Raw genomic sequence first — 18,465 nt, 5'->3', positions numbered from 1 at the left:
GACTATAGGTCTGCAATAGTCTTATCCACTAGATGATAGGCTAAATCTTTCTCTTTTTTATATCTGGACATTAAATTAATGCTATGATTTAAACTTAATAAAGAATATGCCATTAATTCAGAGTTAGCATCTTGTGAGATTTCTCCTTTCTTTTTTCCTTCTTCAATGACTTGTTTAAATACTTTATCAAGTTCATTAAAATCATTTATAAGTATTTCTTCTATGGAAGGATCAATATGTCCAATAAGCAGTGAAGAGTTGGTTATAATACAACTTTTTGGAATGTGATCTGAATAGCATTTTTCAATATGTTTATAAAAAAAGGATTTAAGTGAGGCTTTCGTGTTTATACCACTAAAAAGTAATTGTCTCTTTTTATAGCTATAGTTTTTATAATGTTCTAAAACCAGTTTAAATAATTCATCCTTATCTCCAAAACTATCGTAGAGAGTAGAGCGACTTATACCCATCGTTTCAATAAGATCTGATATATATGTAGCATCATAACCTTTTTCCCAGAATAAATGCATAGCTTTATTTAAAGCGTGTTCTTTGTTAAAACTAATACTTCTACCCAATTTATAACACCTCCATTCATGTAACTTAGTATAAATATTCCGGAACGATAAGTCCAGAATATTCGTCTTAATTTCCGAAAGTTTTGTAAAATATCCGTAAATGTTAATTTGGTATTGTGGTATTTAGATGCTATAAAATAGAAAGTATGTATTGAAGCGACAATTAAATTCGATTTTATTGATGAAAAGTTGAGCTCCTATTAGTTTATATGTTTTTTTCGTTAAAAATCGAAAAGATTCCAAGGTAATCCATATCCTTTTAAAAGGATAGTTTTTTTCTTGAACGAATAAATATTCAAAAGAATGTCGCATCTTTCTGTTAGTATTTCTGCTATAATATATTACGCTTTATAATATTTTATATTTAAGGAGAACAACTCATGAAGCGAAAAAAGAGCCATTTAATGGTAATGGCACTTGTTACATCTTTATTATTAACAGCTTGTAATAATAAAGCGGATAAAAGTGACATAGAGGTTAAAAAACAAGTGTTAAATGTAACAGTATCAGAAGAAATTCCTTCTCTGGACACTGTGAAAACAACAGATGGTACATCAGCACACATTATGCAGAATATATTTGAAGGGTTATATGTATTAAACGATCAAGATCAGCCTACTCCAGCCATAGCAAAATCGTTTAAAAGAAGTGAAGATGGTAAGAAATATACATTTGACTTGCGTAAAGATGCAAAATGGTCAAATGGGGATAATGTAACAGCAAATGATTTTATATTTGCTTGGAAACGTGCAATTAACCCTGAAACAGCCTCTCAATATGCGTCCATGCTCTTTTATGTAAAAAATGCGAAAGAGATCAATAAGGGAACAATGCCTCTTGATGCACTTGGGGTTAAAGCGATAAATAATTATACGTTAGAAGTTGAACTCGAACAGCCAGTTCCGTATTTTTTACAGTTGTTAGCGCTACCTATATACTTACCACAGCATGAATCATTTTTGAAAGAACAAGGAAACAATTATGCATTGGAACCTAGTAATCTCATATATAACGGTCCATTTGTATTAGAAAAATGGAAGCATGAACAAGAGTTTCAATTAAAGAAAAATACTACATATTGGGATCGAAAGAAAGTGAAATTAGATGAAATAAACTTTCATATCCTAAAGGATACAATGACAGCTGTAAATTTATATGAAGCCGGAGATTTGGATCGAGTACCTATTAATTCGCAAGTTGTAGACAAGTATAAAGGGAATAAGGAATTACATATGTCGAGTGATCCTGGAATTGCTATGCTTCGTTTTAATGAAAAAAATAACGCGTTAGCAAATAAAAAGGTACGTCAATCTATTTCATTAGCGTTAAATAAAGATGATTTCGTTGCTCACTTTATTAATAACGGAGCAAAACCTGCAAGTGGACTTGTACCAGTTGGTCATGTAAATGAAGTGACTGGTAAAGATTTTAGAAAAGAAAATGGAGATATTTCCTCATATGATTTGCAAAATGCGAAAAAACTTTGGGAAGAAGCGAAAAAAGAGCTTGGGGTAGAACAAGTAAACCTAGAGTTCTTAACGTTCGAACAAGATAATGCAATACGTATGGCAGAATATATAAAAGGTGATTTAGAGAAGAATTTGCAAGGGTTAACGATACAAATTAAACAACAGCCATTTAAGCAAAAATTACAGTTAGAACAAATAGGTGATTACGATATAACTATGGCAAATTGGGGACCTGACTATAAAGACCCAATTAGTTATTTAGAGTTATTTACGACAGGGAATCCGAATAATAAAATGAATTATTCTAATGTTCGTTACGATGAATTAATAAAGAAAGCGAAAACGGATTTTGTACTAGATACGGAAAAACGATGGGAAGCGTTGCGAGAAGCCGAGCAGGTATTATTAGAAGATGCTGCGGTGGCGCCGCTTTATCATATTGGCTCAGCATATGTACAAAAGGATTATGTAAAAGGAATTGAAAAGCATCAATTTGGTGGTATTTATACTTATAAGAATGCTTATATTGCTAATGAATAAATACAAAAAACCTTACTTTTTAAAAGTAAGGTTTTTTACACATGAATTCTATTAAATCGATTTTAATAAAGCGTAAAAATTCGTATCATATGGGATATCATTTTGATACATATAATTTTTTAGAACGCCTTCTTTTTCAAAACCTAATTTTAATAATACTTTATTGGAAGCTTTATTTTCAAGAAATACAATTGCCCCGATCCGCTTTAAATGAATCGTATGGAAACCGTATGATATAACCTCAGAAACAGCTTCAGTCGCATAGCCTTTTCCCCAGTGTTCAGGCAAAAAGGCATAACTTATATTGGCTCGTTTATGCTCAGAAGACCAATCGTGAAAACCAATGGTACCGATGAGTTCTTTCTTGTCTTTTAATTCGATTCCCCATTTTATACCGTTTCTTGCATTGTAACTCAACTTAAAGTTATGAATGATTTGTTTCACTTGATCAACATCTTGTAACGGTTTTTGGCCATAATAGCGCAGTACATTAGTATTAGAAAAGCATTGTAGTATACGCGGTGCATCTTCTTCGGTAAGTTCTCTTAAAATAAGTCTTTCAGTTTTTAATAAAGGAAACATATTTTCGCTCCTTTTCACATGAAAATAGAATGTATTTGTTATTATATAATTTAATCTGAAAATAAAGATTATTCAAGACGTAAGGGAATTATTGTCTGGAAATAGATTATATAATTTATCTTAAAAAGAGTTTATAGGATTAATACAAATAATGAATTGAAAAAGGGTATTCCAAATAAAAATTGGAATACCCTTTTTTCATTACCCTACAAATGTTTGATACAGTAAGAAGATATTTAAAACGATAACGAGAGCAGCAATTATCCATGCGATAAATGTTGTTATACGGTGGTTAACGAGTGCACCCATAATCTTTTTATTACTTGTAAACATAATAAGTGGTACAAGTGCAAATGCAATACCGAATGATAAGACGACTTGACTCATAACTAGAGCGTAAGTTGGATTTACACCTAAAGCGATAATAACTAGTGGTGGAATCATTGTAATAAATCGGCGTAAATATAACGGAATATGCATGCGAATGAATCCTTGCATAATAATATCGCCTGACATTGTACCGACAGAAGAGCTTGATAAACCGGCTGATAACAAACCAATTCCAAACAAAGCAGCTGATATAGGACCTACTAAGTTGGTAAATTGAGTGTAAGCAACATCTAAATCTTCAACATGCATACCATTTTTAAAAAATAGTGCAGCTGCAACAATTAACATACTCGCATTAATTGCTCCAGCGATAACCATTGCAATAATAATATCGATAAATTCGAAACGAAAAATCTTTTTCTTTTGTTCGTCAGTTGTTCCGACCACGCGGCGTTGTGTTAATGCAGAATGCAAGTATATTGCATGCGGCATAACTGTCGCACCTAAAATCCCTGCTGCAAGTAATATACTGTCTACACCTTGGAATTTTGGAATAAATAGTCCTGAAAGAAGGGGACTTAATTCTGGTTTTGCATAAAAAACTTGAATCCCAAAAGCGATTACTACAATGAAAATCATTCCTGTAATAATAGCTTCTAGTGGACGAAATCCTCTACGTTGAAATTCAAGGATAATAAATGATCCGGCTGCTGTAATTAAAGCGGCAGGTAGCATCGGGATTCCAAATAGTAAGTAAAGCCCCAATGCAGCTCCAATAAATTCCGCTAAATCTGTAGCCATAATAACTAGTTCACCTTGTATCCATAAGCCGATAGACACAGGCTTTGGAAAGTTTTCACGAGCTATTTCGGGTAAATTGTTTCCTGTAGCAATTCCTAATTTAGCCGATAAAGTTTGGATTAATACAGCCATTAAGTTAGAAGCGAGTATAACCCATAATAGTAAATATCCATATTGTGAACCAGCTGCGATATTTGTAGCAAAGTTGCCAGGATCAATATAAGCAACGGACGCGATAAAAGCGGGTCCTAAAAATGGTAACAGTCTTTTCCAGCCTTTTGTTTCTCCACTTAAAGCTAAGTGAGCTGATTGTACAGTTGTACTTTCAGAAGGGAGATGTTTATCTTTTGTTATATCTTTATTCATAGTAGTTTTCCCCTTTAAAATGTTAACTTGATGAAATTATTGTATTTATTCTTACTCATTATTTCAATACATTTAAATATGTTATGTGATAATTTCATTTGAACACGAAAGTTTCCTTAATGCAAATTATATGCCTTTATGCAATGGATGGTGTGATAATGTAAAATGAATTGGGAGTTTATGGTGTGATGACATGGGGAAACATAGTGAATTAAAGGGCTGTTTTTGAAATTTATGTGAACATAAAGCTGATAATACAGCATATTAATTGATGGAATTGCAATTGTATGATATATAATATATTGGGATTACAACATAACCATAGTGTTATGATGTGTAATCTTGTTTTTTATTTTTGTTAACTGATAGAAAATAGTATAAAGAAAAGAAAATGGGATTCATTTTCTTATTATATATGTTTTGATATGAACGTTAACTTATACATGATTTTAAAAATTAGATAGGTGGTAGAAATACATTGGCAACTACAAAACCATACAGAGTATTACTATATTACATGTACACAACAATTGAAAACCCAGAAGAATTTGCTGCAGAGCATTTAGCATTTTGTAATTCACTTGAATTAAAAGGAAGAATTCTTGTAGCAAAAGAAGGTATTAACGGAACTTGTTCTGGAACTGTAGAGCAAACAGAGAAATACATGGAAGCAATGAATAATGATCCACGTTTTGATGGTATCGTATTTAAAATAGATGAAGAAGAAGGGCATGCATTCAAGAAAATGCACGTACGTCCTCGTCCAGAATTAGTTACACTTCGTCTAGAAGATGACATTAACCCACACGAAATAACTGGGAAGTATTTAGAGCCAAAAGATTTTTATGAGGCAATGAAACAAGAAGATACAGTTATCATTGATGCACGAAATGATTATGAGTTTGATTTAGGACACTTCAAAGGCGCGATTAAACCTGATATCGAATCATTCCGTGAATTACCAGATTGGATTAGAGAAAACAAAGAAACACTTGAAGGTAAAAAGATTTTAACATACTGTACAGGTGGAATTCGTTGTGAGAAATTCTCTGGTTGGTTAGTTCGTGAAGGTTATGAAGATGTAAGTCAGCTTCACGGCGGAATTGTAACGTACGGAAAAGATCCAGAAGTACAAGGTGAGCTTTGGGATGGGCAATGTTACGTGTTTGATGAACGTATCGCTGTTCCAGTAAACCAAAAAGAACATGTTATCGTTGGTAAAGATCACTTTACAGGTGAACCATGTGAGCGCTATGTAAACTGTTCAAATCCAGAATGTAATAAGAAAATTTTATGTTCTGAAGAAAACGAAGCGAAATATTTACGTGCATGTTCTCATGAATGTCGTGTAAGTCCACGTAACCGCTACGTAATACAACATGAATTAACGGAAGAGCAAGTAGCTACTGCATTAGAGAAAATCGAAGCAGGGAAGTAAGCTGAATTCGTTTAATAAAAAAAGGTACTCCAAGTTTTATTTTGGAGTACCCTTTTTTATTATCCAGTCCTGTCATTTGTCGGTAAGTCGATATATTTAAAAAATCGCTGATATATCTTAAAAATCACTGATATATTTCGAGTTGCGCCGATATAATCGGAAAATCGCTAATAAAAATTTCATTTACTGCAGCACACCAAGAATTTGAAAATAACCTTCTTTAGTTTTTATCCTCTTTTTCTTTTACAGCAGACAGTACCGTTTGTTTTACCCAAGCTTTTCTTTGTTTATGCTGTAGACCCCATTGGTATAAACTTTGGGCTCCTAAAATAAGTGAAATGACAATGCCGCTAATCGCAATTAATAGAGCGAAAAATTCAAGAGGTGACGATATTTTGTTTGAATCGGTGTTTCTTAAAAGGTCGATCATAGTAAACCCTAACATTTGGCCCACTACAGAGTAGAGCGTTAAAATTAATAATAAAAGGCTATCTTTTTTAGAGGCGACATTTTCTTGATATTTAAACAAACTATCAAGATTTTGTTTCGCATTCGAGTATAGAACCTCAATATTAAAAAGTTTTCTTAAGCGAAAGAAAATATCTTCACTTTGTGATTGGGATACTAATTCTAAAGAAAAATAATTAGCAGTGAACGAATTGATCGAATAAATTAATTTCTCTATTTCATTAGTATCTTGTTCAATGTTTAGCTCAGCATAGGCGTTTGCCATTTTTAATAAAACAATTTTATGAAATAGGTTTAATAATAAAGCGTAATAAAATTCTCCGAACATTTGACTAGCAAGTTTAGAGATTTCGCGTTCTCCTTCATTTGTTACACATGTAAAAATATGTTCTTCCATTATGAAATAACGATTTGGAGCCCATCTCTGGTAAGCGTGTTTTTTTAAATAGTCATGAATGTAAGGAAGGTTATTTGCACTCACATAGGGCTTACCATCACTTGTTAATCCGGAAAGACTAGAAGTACGATAAACATCTACTTCATTAAGTTCCATACCTTCTTTTAGTGACAATAAAGTTTGAACGTACATTCTTTGGTCTTCAAAGAAAGGGAAGGTTTGAAAGTATGAACTTCTTAATCTCTTCTTTTCAAAGAAATCAGTTACACCATGAAATAAATAACCAAAAATGAATTTTTCAACTTGGGAATACTTCTTTCCGTTACATTCAATACAAATAGTCTCATTTGTATCATTTTTAGTTTCAAGTACACGGAAGCGAGCAGCGAATTCGATTGCTTCAGATAAAGTCATGTTTGGAGCAGTGTTTACTTCTGTTCGAATTGTTAAGAAGCCAAGTTCATAAGGACAAAGTGTTACATCAATAGAGTGTATCTTGAATGGAATTGAAATAAGGTTTGTTGTTAAATGTCCAGTTAAGTTAAGGTCCTTTGAATAACGTTGCAAGCCCTTTTGATGCTCTGAATGAGGAAAGAGAATTTTATTTGTAAATGAAAGATAGTATGCTTCCATATTTTGATGTGAAACTTTAAACTCCCCATAATATGTATTTTCATCATCGAGATGATCGAGCCGAAAAGGACGAAAATCGTTTTTTTGTAAGAAAGGGAACATATTTTGTTCATATCCAGCTTTAAACGAAAACGGGAATATAAATTGGAATATAGCTGTTGCTACACCTTTTTCCTCAATTGATTGTATTGCCTCCATCTACATTGTGTCCTTTCCATATATGCTATAGAAACAACATGCCCAAATTTATTTGAAAATAACCACTCTTTTATACTCAATTGAGAGTGAAAATTCAGCTTATTTATCAGGGAACATGTATAATGTTATGTATACTAAAAGTTATAAAATTGTATTTTGAAAAGGGGGATGCTGTATGCGGATTTTAGTATTAGGCGCTGGTGGAGTCGGAGGATTTTTTGGTGGCAGATTAGTCGAGAAGGGAGAAGATGTCACGTTTCTTGTTCGTAGTAAACGGAAAAAACAATTAGAGGAAAGAGGACTTGTAATCCGAAGTGTTAACGGGGATTTTTCCTTCCGACCGAAATTAATAACGAAAGAAGAGCGAACTTCTCCATTTGATGTCATTTTATTTTCAACAAAAGCGTATCACTTAAACGAGGCAATTCAAGATTTGAAGCCGTTTGTTGGCGAAAATACTGTAATCATTCCATTGTTAAATGGTATCGCTCATTTATCGCTATTACAAAAAGAATTCGGCGAAGAAAAAGTAATTGGCGGTTTATGCTTTATCGAGACGACGTTAAACAATCAAGGAGAAATTGTACAAACTAGCGCTGCCAACAGACTTGTGTTTGGAGAAATTAAGTCTCAAAATTCAGAGAGAGTAAAGCATATTTCTAAAGCATTTTCAGGTACGAAATCTAGTTTTGTTTTAAGTGAAAATATTACGCAAGATATGTGGCATAAATATTTATTTATTACTGTAATGTCAGGTGTGACAACGTTAATGCGTGCACCAATTGGACCAATCCGTGAAAGTGAAGGCGGCCGTGATTTTATCCGTAATGTGTTTGAGGAATCTGTACAAATCATGAGAGTATTAGGAGCTCCAGTAAAGGCTAATATTGCCCAGGAACATATGAAAACGATTGATAAAATTTCGTATGATATGAAGTCATCAATGCAACGTGATATGGAAAAGGGTTCGTTTATTGAAGGGAAGCACTTGCAAGGATATTTACTGGATGTAGCAGAGAAATTTTCTATAGCGGCACCATTATTAGAATCTATATATCAAAATTTAAAGGTGTATGAAGAGATGACCTTTAACAAATCTGTAATAGAATTAGATGTATGAAAAAATAAAAAAGATAGCAATATATAAGTGTATTGCTATCTTTTTTATTTTTTTGTATGACAAATTATTTATTTCTTTTCGTTCTATCTGTCAAATTTATTTCCTGTTCACGTTTACCATATAACTGATTAATTTCATTTGCTACTGCATCTAAATATGAATCGGAAAAAATAGGCTTCTTTTCTTTAGACATATGGGTCTCCTTTGCGGATTTTTAATATTCATTATGTATATTTCTCAGCGGATTATGCGCAATCATTTTAATTTTTTTCTTATTAAAAATTTTTGTTTACTTTTTGAAAATAAAGGAGTATTATAATCCACAGTTTCAATTTTCTAAATCGCTGAAACCGCATGGTACGGGGGACCCGTTTTTACGGATTAGTACATAATCCGATGGGGTGAATCCTTGAAAAAGGTAGGGCTACTCATAGGCCCGAATCCGACAGCTAACCTCGTAAGCGTTATATTGAGAAGGAAGGTGGAGCTTGTGCGACAAAAAAAATAATGTCTACAAGTCTATTTCGCTATGGCTTGTAGACATTTTTTGTTTTCTGAAGAAATAGTTTACTGGCTGTAACAAGCAGAAAAGTTCGTACAAAATTATTGGAGAGTGGACAGCATTGGTTTCATCTATTAAAAGATTTTTAATTGGAAGACCGTTAAAATCAACAGAGCTTGGAGAACAAAAGCTTAATAAAACGAAAGCTTTAGCTATTTTATCTTCTGACGCATTGTCATCAGTTGCTTACGGTCCAGAACAAATTTTAATTGCTTTAGCAGGTGTGGGAGCGATCGCTTATTGGTATTCCATTCCGATCGCTGTTGGGGTATTAGTATTATTGACAGCCCTTATTTTATCTTATCGTCAAATTATTTTTGCTTATCCGCATGGCGGGGGAGCGTATGTTGTATCAAAAGAAAATTTAGGGATGAATCCAGGCTTAATTGCTGGAGGATCTTTATTAGTCGACTATATTTTAACTGTTGCGGTAAGTGTATCTGCAGGTACAGATGCGCTAACATCTGCTTTTCCTAGTTTACATGCACATAATGTAATCATTGCGATTATATTTGTTATATTTATTACGATCTTAAATTTAAGAGGAGTAACGGAATCAGCTTCTGTTTTAGCATATCCTGTTTATTTATTTGTTTTAGCCCTATTTATATTAATTGGTGTAGGCATATATAATATTTTGACTGGTCACGTTTCACCAACTTTACACACGCCGATCGGAACGCCGGTTGCGGGTATTAGTTTGTTTTTACTGTTAAGAGCATTTGCATCAGGTAGTTCTGCTTTAACAGGTGTTGAAGCAATTTCAAACGCAATTCCGAACTTTAAAGATCCTGCGCCAAACAATGCTGCAAAAACATTGCTTGCAATGGGTGCATTACTTGCTGTGTTATTTTCAGGAATTGTATTTTTAGCTTATTATTACGGAGTGACGCCGAGTAAAGAAGTAACAGTTGTTTCTCAAATTGCTGAACAAACATTTGGACGTAATTTCATGTACTATTTCATACAAGGTACAACAGCTTTAATATTAATTCTCGCAGCTAATACAGGCTATTCTGCATTTCCTTTATTAGCGGTTAACCTCGCAAAAGATAAATTCATACCGAGAATGTTTACGATTAGAGGAGACCGTCTAGGTTACTCAAACGGTATTATAATACTTGGAGTTGCTTCGATTATTTTAATTGTAGCTTTCCAAGGACAAACAGAACATTTAATTCCGTTATATGCAGTAGGGGTATTTATTCCATTTACACTTTCTCAAACAGGGATGGTATTAAAGTGGCTTCGCGAAAAACCTGAAGGATGGGTTTTAAAATTAACGGTTAATTTAATTGGTGCAGTTATTAGTTTTATCGTAATGAGCATGTTCTTTTTAACTAAATTTGCACAAGTTTGGTCGATTCTTATTTTCTTACCTGCTATTATCTTCTTGTTTCATCGAATTAAGAAGCATTATGATGCAGTGGGTGATCAATTAAGTTTAAAAACTTGTGAACCTCTTATTCCAATTGAGGGGAATGTAATTGTCGTTCCTGTAGCAGGTATGACGCATGTAGTAGAAAATTCATTGAACTATGCGAAATCTCTTTCGGCAGATCAAGTTATCGCTGTATATGTTGCTTTTGACAGAGAAGAGGAAAAGAAATTTGAAGAGAAATGGAAGGTGTGGCAACCTGAAGTAAGGCTTGTTACATTACATTCTCATTATAGAAGTATTATTCAGCCGCTAACGAAGTTCATTGATACAGTGCAATATAAGGCAAGTGAATCGAATTACCGCGTTACGGTCGTTATACCACAGTTCATTCCGAAAAAAGGTTGGCATAACATTCTTCATAATCAATCCAGTTTACTCATACGTGCGTATTTACTTTATAAAAGAAATGTTGTTATTACGACAGTTCCATATCATTTGAAAAAATAAGAAGATTTTTGAAGGATAGCTTCGTGAAAATGAAGCTATCCTTTTTGTGTATATGCTATGCATAATTGCATATGGATTTAAAAATTATATTAATATAATTTTATCGGTTATTTGCAAGTAGTGTTTTCTGTTGTGATATATAGATATTTCAATCGATAAAGTGAATCGGATTATATTTTGAAATAAGGACATGAAAGCTTGAAAATAAAGGGAATGAAAATACTTCTTTACGTTATATAAACAGCTGTGTTTAAATGACCTTACAGTACAAAACATATATGAAAACAAAACGAAATTTCATATTTACGCATGTTGTTTAGTTTAAAATGAATAATATTTTTAAGTAATATATTCACTATGTGAATGTGAGAATTTCGATGAAATAGAAAATTTATACAATGTTATTCATACTAAACACATATGAAAAATAATAAAATGTTTTGTGACGATAAGTAAGTACTGTAGCAATACGAGAGAGGTGGTTCATACATGGATCACGGTGAGAACGTTCTCTATTTTAATCATCTCAAATTATGGGCAAGAAAATAGAATAATAAAATGCGATAGTAATAGTTGCTAATACATAGGAGGAGTTAAAGTGAAAAAGACTTTAATTACAGGGTTATTGGTTACAGCAGTATCTACGAGTTGCTTCATTCCTGTAAGCGCTTACGCTAAGGAGGGGCAAACAGAAGTGAAAACAGTATATGCGCAAAATGTAATTGCTCCAAATACATTATCCAATTCAATTAGAATGTTAGGATCACAATCACCGCTTATTCAAGCATACGGATTAATTATCTTGCAACAGCCAGACATTAAGGTAAATGCGATGAGTAGCTTAACGAATCATCAAAAGTTTGCAAAGGCGAATGTAAGAGAATGGATTGATGAATATAATCCGAAGCTAATTGACTTAAATCAAGAAATGATGAGATACAGCACTAGATTTAATAGCTATTATAGTAAGCTCTATGAACTAGCAGGAAACGTAAATGAAGATCAGCAAGCAAAAGCAGATTTTATGAGTGCATATGGAAAATTACAATTGCAAGTACAAAGCATCCAAGAGAGTATGGAGCAAGATTTATTAGAGTTAAATCGATTTAAAACAGTATTAGACAAAGATAGTAACAACTTATCAATTAAAGCCGATGAAGCAATAAAAACACTGCAAGGATCAAGTGGAGATATTGTGAAATTAAGAGAAGATATTAAAAGAATTCAAGGGGAAATTCAAGCTGAACTAACTACTATTTTGAATAGACCTCAAGAAATCATTAAAGGTTCTATTAATATCGGTAAACAAGTATTTACAATCACAAATCAAACTGCACAAACGAAAACAATCGATTTTGTTTCTATCGGTACTTTAAGTAATGAAATTGTAAATGCTGCAGATAGTCAAACGAGAGAAGCAGCTCTTCGCATTCAACAAAAGCAAAAAGAGTTATTACCACTTATTCAAAAGTTATCACAAACTGAAGCAGAGGCGACTCAAATTACATTCGTTGAAGATCAAGTAAATAGCTTTACAGAATTAATTGATCGTCAAATTACAACTTTAGAAACGTTATTAACGGATTGGAAAGTTTTAAATAATAATATGATTCAAATTCAAACAAATGTTGAAGAAGGCACGTATACAGACAGTAGTTTACTTCAAAAACATTTCAATCAAATTAAAAAAGTAAGTGATGAAATGAATAAGCAAACAAATCAATTTGAAGATTACGTTACAAACGTTGAAGTACATTAAACAGAAAAATAATTAGCGATATAGGGAGAGAAGAAAAATGACAAAAAAACCTTATAAAGTAATGGCTCTATCAGCACTTATGGCAGTATTTGCAGCAGGAAATATTATGCCGGCTCATACGTATGCAGCTGAAAGTACAGTGAAACAAGCTCCAGTTCATGCGGTAGCAAAAGCTTATAATGACTATGAAGAATACTCATTAGGACCAGAAGGCTTGAAAGATGCAATGGAAAGAACAGGTTCAAATGCTTTAGTAATGGATCTGTACGCTTTAACAATTATTAAACAAGGTAATGTTAACTTTGGAAATGTATCGTCTGTTGATGCGGCTTTAAAAGGGAAAGTAATTCAGCACCAAGATACAGCTAGAGGAAATGCGAAGCAATGGTTAGATGTATTAAAACCACAGCTTATTTCAACAAATCAAAATATCATTAACTACAATACGAAATTCCAAAACTATTATGATACTTTAGTTGCTGCAGTTGATGCAAAGGATAAAGCGACTCTTACGAAAGGCTTAACTAGATTATCAAGTAGTATTAATGAAAATAAAGCACAAGTGGATCAGTTAGTAGAAGACTTAAAGAAATTCCGAAATAAAATGACTTCGGATACGCAAAACTTCAAGGGTGATGCAAATCAAATTACATCTATATTAGCTAGTCAAGATGCAGGGATTCCGCTTCTGCAAAATCAAATTACAACGTACAATGAAGCAATTAGTAAATATAATGCAATTATTATCGGTTCATCTGTTGCGACAGCTCTAGGACCAATTGCAATTATCGGTGGTGCAGTAGTTATTGCTACGGGCGCAGGAACACCGCTAGGAGTAGCATTAATTGCAGGTGGTGCAGCAGCTGTAGGCGGTGGTACAGCTGGAATCGTATTAGCGAAGAAAGAGCTTGATAATGCACAAGCAGAAATTCAAAAGATAACAGGACAAGTTACAACTGCGCAATTAGAAGTAGCAGGATTAACGAACATTAAAACACAAACAGAGTATTTAACAAATACAATTGATACTGCAATTACAGCGTTACAAAATATTTCAAACCAATGGTACACAATGGGATCAAAATACAATTCTTTACTTCAAAATGTAGATTCTATTAGTCCAAACGACCTAGTTTTCATTAAAGAAGATTTAAACATTGCGAAAGATAGCTGGAAAAACATTAAAGACTATGCAGAAAAGATTTATGCTGAAGATATTAAAGTAGTAGATACGAAAAAAGCATAATCGAATACGAATCGTTAGAGCGTTAAGTGTTGATGAATGATTTGAAGCTCCTGTTCAGTTGTGAGCAGGAGCTTTTGATATCCTTATAAAGAGAATAGGTGAAAAATATGCAGAAACGATTTTATAAAAAATGTCTTTTAGCGGTAATGATTGCTGGGGTGGCAACAAGTAACGCATTTCCTTTACATCCTTTTGCAGCAGAACAAAATGTAAAGGTGCTACAAGAAAATGTGAAAAACTATTCTCTTGGACCAGCTGGATTCCAAGATGTAATGGCACAAACGACATCAAGTATATTTGCAATGGATTCATATGCAAAATTAATTCAAAATCAACAAGAGACGGATTTAAGTAAAATAAGTTCGATTAATAGTGAATTTAAAGGGAATATGATTCAGCATCAAAGAGATGCAAAAGTTAATGCAGCATATTGGTTAAATAATATGAAGCCTCAAATTATGAAAACGGATCAAAATATTATAAATTACAATAATACTTTTCAATCGTATTATAATGACATGTTAATAGCGATTGATCAAAAGGATAGCGGAAAATTAAAAGCGGATTTAGAAAAGTTGTATGCGGATATTGTAAAGAATCAAAATGAGGTAGATGTATTATTAGGGAATTTGAAAGCTTTTCGCGATAGAATGGCGAAAGATACAAATAGTTTCAAAGAGGATACAAATCAGTTAACAGCGATATTGGCAAGTACGAATGCTGGTATTCCAGCTTTAGAGCAACAAATAAATACATATAACGATTCAATTAAAAAGAGTAATGATATGGTCATTGCTGGTGGCGTACTTTGCATAGCATTAATAACATGTCTTGCTGGCGGGCCAATGATTGCGGTTGCGAAAAAAGATATCGCAAATGCAGAAAGAGAAATCGCTAATTTAAAAGATAGAATTTCAGGAGCGCAAGCAGAAGTCTTAATTTTGACTGATGTAAAAAATAAAACAACAAACATGACAGAAACAATTGATGCAGCAATTACAGCACTACAAAACATATCAAATCAATGGTATACAGTAGGTGCAAAATATAATAATTTACTACAAAACGTAAAAGGAATTTCTCCAGAAGAGTTTACGTTTATAAAAGAAGATTTACATACAGCGAAAGATAGCTGGAAAGATGTAAAGGATTATACAGAAAAATTACATGAAGGTGTGGCAAAGTAAACAGTGGACTAGTTCTGCTGTTTATTTTTTTATCCTGTTTTTTGTGAGAGTTGAACTTGCAATTATATATAAGTTTGTCATGTATTTTTATATTTTTTATAAATTCTAAAAGGACATTCCCTATTGTTGGTATGATAGACAGAAACTGTTTTTTTAGAACAGGAGACAATAAATAGGGAAAATAACATTAGGATTATTAGTTATATTTCTACTTATATTTATGTACATGTCTTTAGTAGGAGATGAGAATAAGGGTTCCTTAACTCCTAATCTGATTTCAAAGGAAAAATATTTAGAAATTGATTCTGTTGCTGGAGGTACATTTAGAGATTATGGTCAAGAAGCATAAGCAGTGTTTGAAAAACTAAGTAGTCAGAAAAATGTTGAAACAAAAAAGATTTTTTGAGGAAGAAATTTTTGAAGAATCATTATAGACTTTTACTTTATTAGTATTAACTGAAACTTATTCACTTAATTTCCTATCAGAAATTATAAAGTGAAAACAGAACATGAAATACGCAAAAAATATCACAGGGCAGATCCTCAAAATATTTCAAAATCCACCCTGTGATCATATACTCATTTACAAGTGAAAATAATTAATACCCTAAAATATCTACTTCAGCTGCTGAAGCAAATCCATTCTGTCCTTTCGTTACTTCCACTTTTACATACTTTGCAGTAACTGGGGTAAATGTTGCCGTTTTCTTATCACTATTATTTTCCCATGTTCCTGATGATATTTTGTCATACGTAATGCCATCTACACTCGTATAAATATTGTAAGTTAAAATACGGCCATTTTCTGACCAATCTTGCCTTGGAAGATATGCCAATTGTGAAATGGTACGTGTATCACCAAGTTCTAGTGTCAAATTGTAAGGATATTGATTTGGTGTCCAAGTACTATGCCAAAATGTATCTGTTTTTCCATCTATCGCCTTACTAGCTGAGCCCGTTGATTCCTCACTATTTGCACTTGCCTTCATTATTTTTTTTGACAATACAGCAAGTGGTTTAACAGGTTTAGCATCCGTCGCTTCCCATATAGGTGCAATTAATGTTGGGGTGTTTAAAGCTTCTACTTTTTGTCTCGTTTCTTGTGTTGCTTTCAATCCCCATTTATCAAAGAATGGCAGTACATTTTGTTTTGCTATTTTCGATGTATTGTAAATAAATGCCTGTATTTTATCCTCGTCTGTTTTGGGAAGTTGATCTTCAGGTATCTCACGATATAATTTGTGGAGATTTGGATAAAAATCATCCCCATATGCCAAATGAAGTTGCCAAAGCATAACAAGTTTTACAAACAGGTCGTCAATATTTTTATATTCTTTATTTGTTTGGTTTAAATACGCAAAAGCTCTATTATAATCTCCCTCTGTATCTAAACGTGTTGGTATATTTGGGTATATTTTCTTGAATGCAGCTAATGAATATAGATTATTCGTTACTTCACCCATACCTCTTAAATCATTCCACGTCCATGGATATTGTTGTCGTGCATGTCCCGCTTCATGCATTTGTCCCCATCCAAACTCATTTACATTTAAAGTACTTTTGATAGCTTCACCAGCAGTCGTAAAGACGGCTCCATCCCAACTTGCATACATGCCCCAACTTTGTGCGTTAGGATTTTCTACAAAGGCCCAAATACGACGAGTTGAACGATGTAAAGGATTAGGATCCGTTTCAGATAGCCCTGCTAACTTGTCTTGCGCTCGAATCATATCATCATATTTATTTAATAGGGGCACAGGATCTTGATTTACAATATATTTATTGGCACTATCACGAGTTACAGTTAGTACGGCTCGTTCTGATTTCAATTGTACTGCATGTGCATTTGGATAGTTGTTCATCATGGCAATCCAGTCAGCTTTTGTGTGTTTCCCTAATACAAAGAAAGGAATAGGACTACCGCCTTGCGTTACTTGCACCTTAACTGTTCCTGTGCTTTGAAAATTATCTAACCCTAATACGCCGCCGTTTGGTGAAGAGATAGTATTAGAGCCTGGAGAAAGATCAATTTCTTTTCCCCATTCTTTATCATATTGATGTGTCCCAATAATGGCTCTAATCTTTTGCGTTCCTGATACTGTAATTGTAACCTGTTCATTAGGTTTCACATATATGCCTGTTGGCATATAATTTTTTTGCTCACTTCTTTTTTCTCTTTTTGCTTCATCCCAAAAACTTCCTGTACCTGGAAGGTCAAACTCTCTTTGTTCAAATTGAGTTGCAGTTTGTGCAGTTTCTGCATGCACATCTAAATTGTTTGACATAATAGGTGCAAATAACGTGGTTGCTAAAATAGCGGATGTTGCAAACACCTTTATAGTTTTTTGTAATCTACAATTCTTTCTGCTGTCCATATAGATCAGTCCTTTCGTTCAAATTCATTAATTACTTATATACGAAATATCAGCTTTTTCATTAATGCCGAAAGTGGATTTTTTAAATTTGCACTTATTAAAAAATTTTGATGATATTTTTAGATGAGTAAAAAAAGCATAGTAACATTTCAAGTTCTCTTCCTGATTAATTTAGAAACACATTACCTTCATTGATTTTTTTAATCACTCCTCCAAGTAAACATTTAAGATAAATGTCCTATCTCAAAGCTCCTTTCCTAATTTTGGGATTACGAATTAAGTATAATTCAAAAATAAAGTTATACAATTGAGAAAAATTAAAATGTTAAAAATTTACACTCTCGCAAAATTTTTAACATTTACTAAAAAATATTTGTTATAGAGAGGAGATTCACATACCCATCAAGCTAAACTTTTGAAATATCCCCAAAACTAAAATTCTATCTCTTCATAATTACTCATAAAAATCCGGTTCAGTTTTCTCGTTTTGTGGCAACAATTAAACTCTTAACTTGATGGGCATGTGGT

General features: G+C 33.0%; 13 protein-coding genes and 1 riboswitch. Of the genes, 7 read left to right on the top strand and 6 right to left on the bottom strand.

Annotated elements, in window-relative coordinates:
• Window positions 1-2: 2 nt before the first annotated feature.
• Window positions 3-578: a TetR/AcrR family transcriptional regulator gene (locus AC1Q8L_RS03220; RefSeq protein ID WP_000533753.1), complete on the bottom strand. Its 576-nt coding sequence runs from the start codon at window positions 576-578 to the stop codon at window positions 3-5.
• A gap of 380 nt (window positions 579-958) precedes the next feature.
• On the opposite strand from AC1Q8L_RS03220, the gene AC1Q8L_RS03215 reads away from it, so the two are divergent.
• Window positions 959-2,587: a peptide ABC transporter substrate-binding protein gene (locus AC1Q8L_RS03215; RefSeq protein WP_000823499.1), complete on the top strand. Its 1,629-nt coding sequence runs from the start codon at window positions 959-961 to the stop codon at window positions 2,585-2,587.
• A 51-nt stretch (window positions 2,588-2,638) separates the two neighbouring features.
• On the opposite strand, the gene AC1Q8L_RS03210 is transcribed toward AC1Q8L_RS03215, so the two are convergent.
• On the bottom strand, window positions 2,639-3,169 hold the full coding sequence (locus AC1Q8L_RS03210; protein ID WP_000484222.1) for a GNAT family N-acetyltransferase: 531 nt from the start codon (window positions 3,167-3,169) through the stop codon (window positions 2,639-2,641).
• A gap of 201 nt (window positions 3,170-3,370) precedes the next feature.
• On the bottom strand, window positions 3,371-4,666 hold the full coding sequence (locus tag AC1Q8L_RS03205; protein WP_001030687.1) for an Nramp family divalent metal transporter: 1,296 nt from the start codon (window positions 4,664-4,666) through the stop codon (window positions 3,371-3,373).
• A 478-nt stretch (window positions 4,667-5,144) separates the two neighbouring features.
• Here AC1Q8L_RS03205 and trhO point away from each other — a divergent pair, with 478 nt between their 5' ends.
• Complete coding sequence (trhO, locus tag AC1Q8L_RS03200; RefSeq protein ID WP_000246225.1) at window positions 5,145-6,104, top strand: oxygen-dependent tRNA uridine(34) hydroxylase TrhO; 960 nt, start codon at window positions 5,145-5,147, stop codon at window positions 6,102-6,104.
• 220 nt (window positions 6,105-6,324) lie between these two features.
• Here trhO and AC1Q8L_RS03195 read toward each other — a convergent pair whose 3' ends face one another.
• On the bottom strand, window positions 6,325-7,800 hold the full coding sequence (locus AC1Q8L_RS03195) for a hypothetical protein (protein WP_000387440.1): 1,476 nt from the start codon (window positions 7,798-7,800) through the stop codon (window positions 6,325-6,327).
• A gap of 175 nt (window positions 7,801-7,975) precedes the next feature.
• Between AC1Q8L_RS03195 and panE the strand changes: the two genes are divergently transcribed.
• Entirely contained in the window at window positions 7,976-8,920 is a 945-nt protein-coding gene (panE, locus tag AC1Q8L_RS03190) for a 2-dehydropantoate 2-reductase (protein ID WP_001221913.1), read from the top strand.
• Window positions 8,921-8,984: 64 nt separating this feature from the next.
• Here the strand turns inward: panE and AC1Q8L_RS03185 are convergent, their stop codons facing one another.
• Window positions 8,985-9,113 (bottom strand): hypothetical protein, encoded by a 129-nt coding sequence (locus AC1Q8L_RS03185; protein WP_000031873.1) that lies wholly within the window; start codon window positions 9,111-9,113, stop codon window positions 8,985-8,987.
• A gap of 139 nt (window positions 9,114-9,252) precedes the next feature.
• Window positions 9,253-9,399, top strand: a riboswitch (cyclic di-AMP (ydaO/yuaA leader).
• 144 nt (window positions 9,400-9,543) lie between these two features.
• On the opposite strand from AC1Q8L_RS03185, the gene AC1Q8L_RS03180 reads away from it, so the two are divergent.
• From AC1Q8L_RS03180 to nheC, 4 genes are all read left to right on the top strand, one after another.
• The gene (locus tag AC1Q8L_RS03180; RefSeq protein WP_000254901.1) at window positions 9,544-11,370 is read left to right on the top strand and encodes an APC family permease; all 1,827 of its coding nucleotides are present in this window, start codon (window positions 9,544-9,546) and stop codon (window positions 11,368-11,370) included.
• A gap of 598 nt (window positions 11,371-11,968) precedes the next feature.
• A complete protein-coding gene (gene nheA, locus AC1Q8L_RS03175) occupies window positions 11,969-13,129 on the top strand; it encodes a non-hemolytic enterotoxin NHE subunit A (RefSeq protein WP_000751828.1) in 1,161 nt (386 codons plus the stop codon).
• A 37-nt stretch (window positions 13,130-13,166) separates the two neighbouring features.
• Window positions 13,167-14,375: a non-hemolytic enterotoxin NHE subunit B gene (nheB, locus tag AC1Q8L_RS03170; RefSeq protein WP_000162968.1), complete on the top strand. Its 1,209-nt coding sequence runs from the start codon at window positions 13,167-13,169 to the stop codon at window positions 14,373-14,375.
• A 107-nt stretch (window positions 14,376-14,482) separates the two neighbouring features.
• On the top strand, window positions 14,483-15,562 hold the full coding sequence (nheC, locus tag AC1Q8L_RS03165) for a non-hemolytic enterotoxin NHE subunit C (protein ID WP_001171985.1): 1,080 nt from the start codon (window positions 14,483-14,485) through the stop codon (window positions 15,560-15,562).
• A gap of 599 nt (window positions 15,563-16,161) precedes the next feature.
• On the opposite strand, the gene AC1Q8L_RS03160 is transcribed toward nheC, so the two are convergent.
• A complete protein-coding gene (locus AC1Q8L_RS03160) occupies window positions 16,162-17,937 on the bottom strand; it encodes a M60 family metallopeptidase (RefSeq protein WP_000378337.1) in 1,776 nt (591 codons plus the stop codon).
• Between the last annotated feature and the right edge of the window lie 528 nt (window positions 17,938-18,465).

It is taken from the genome of Bacillus sp. GW823-FHT06A11 (genome assembly GCF_058795355.1).
This window is presented reverse-complemented; position numbering and strand designations above follow the sequence as displayed.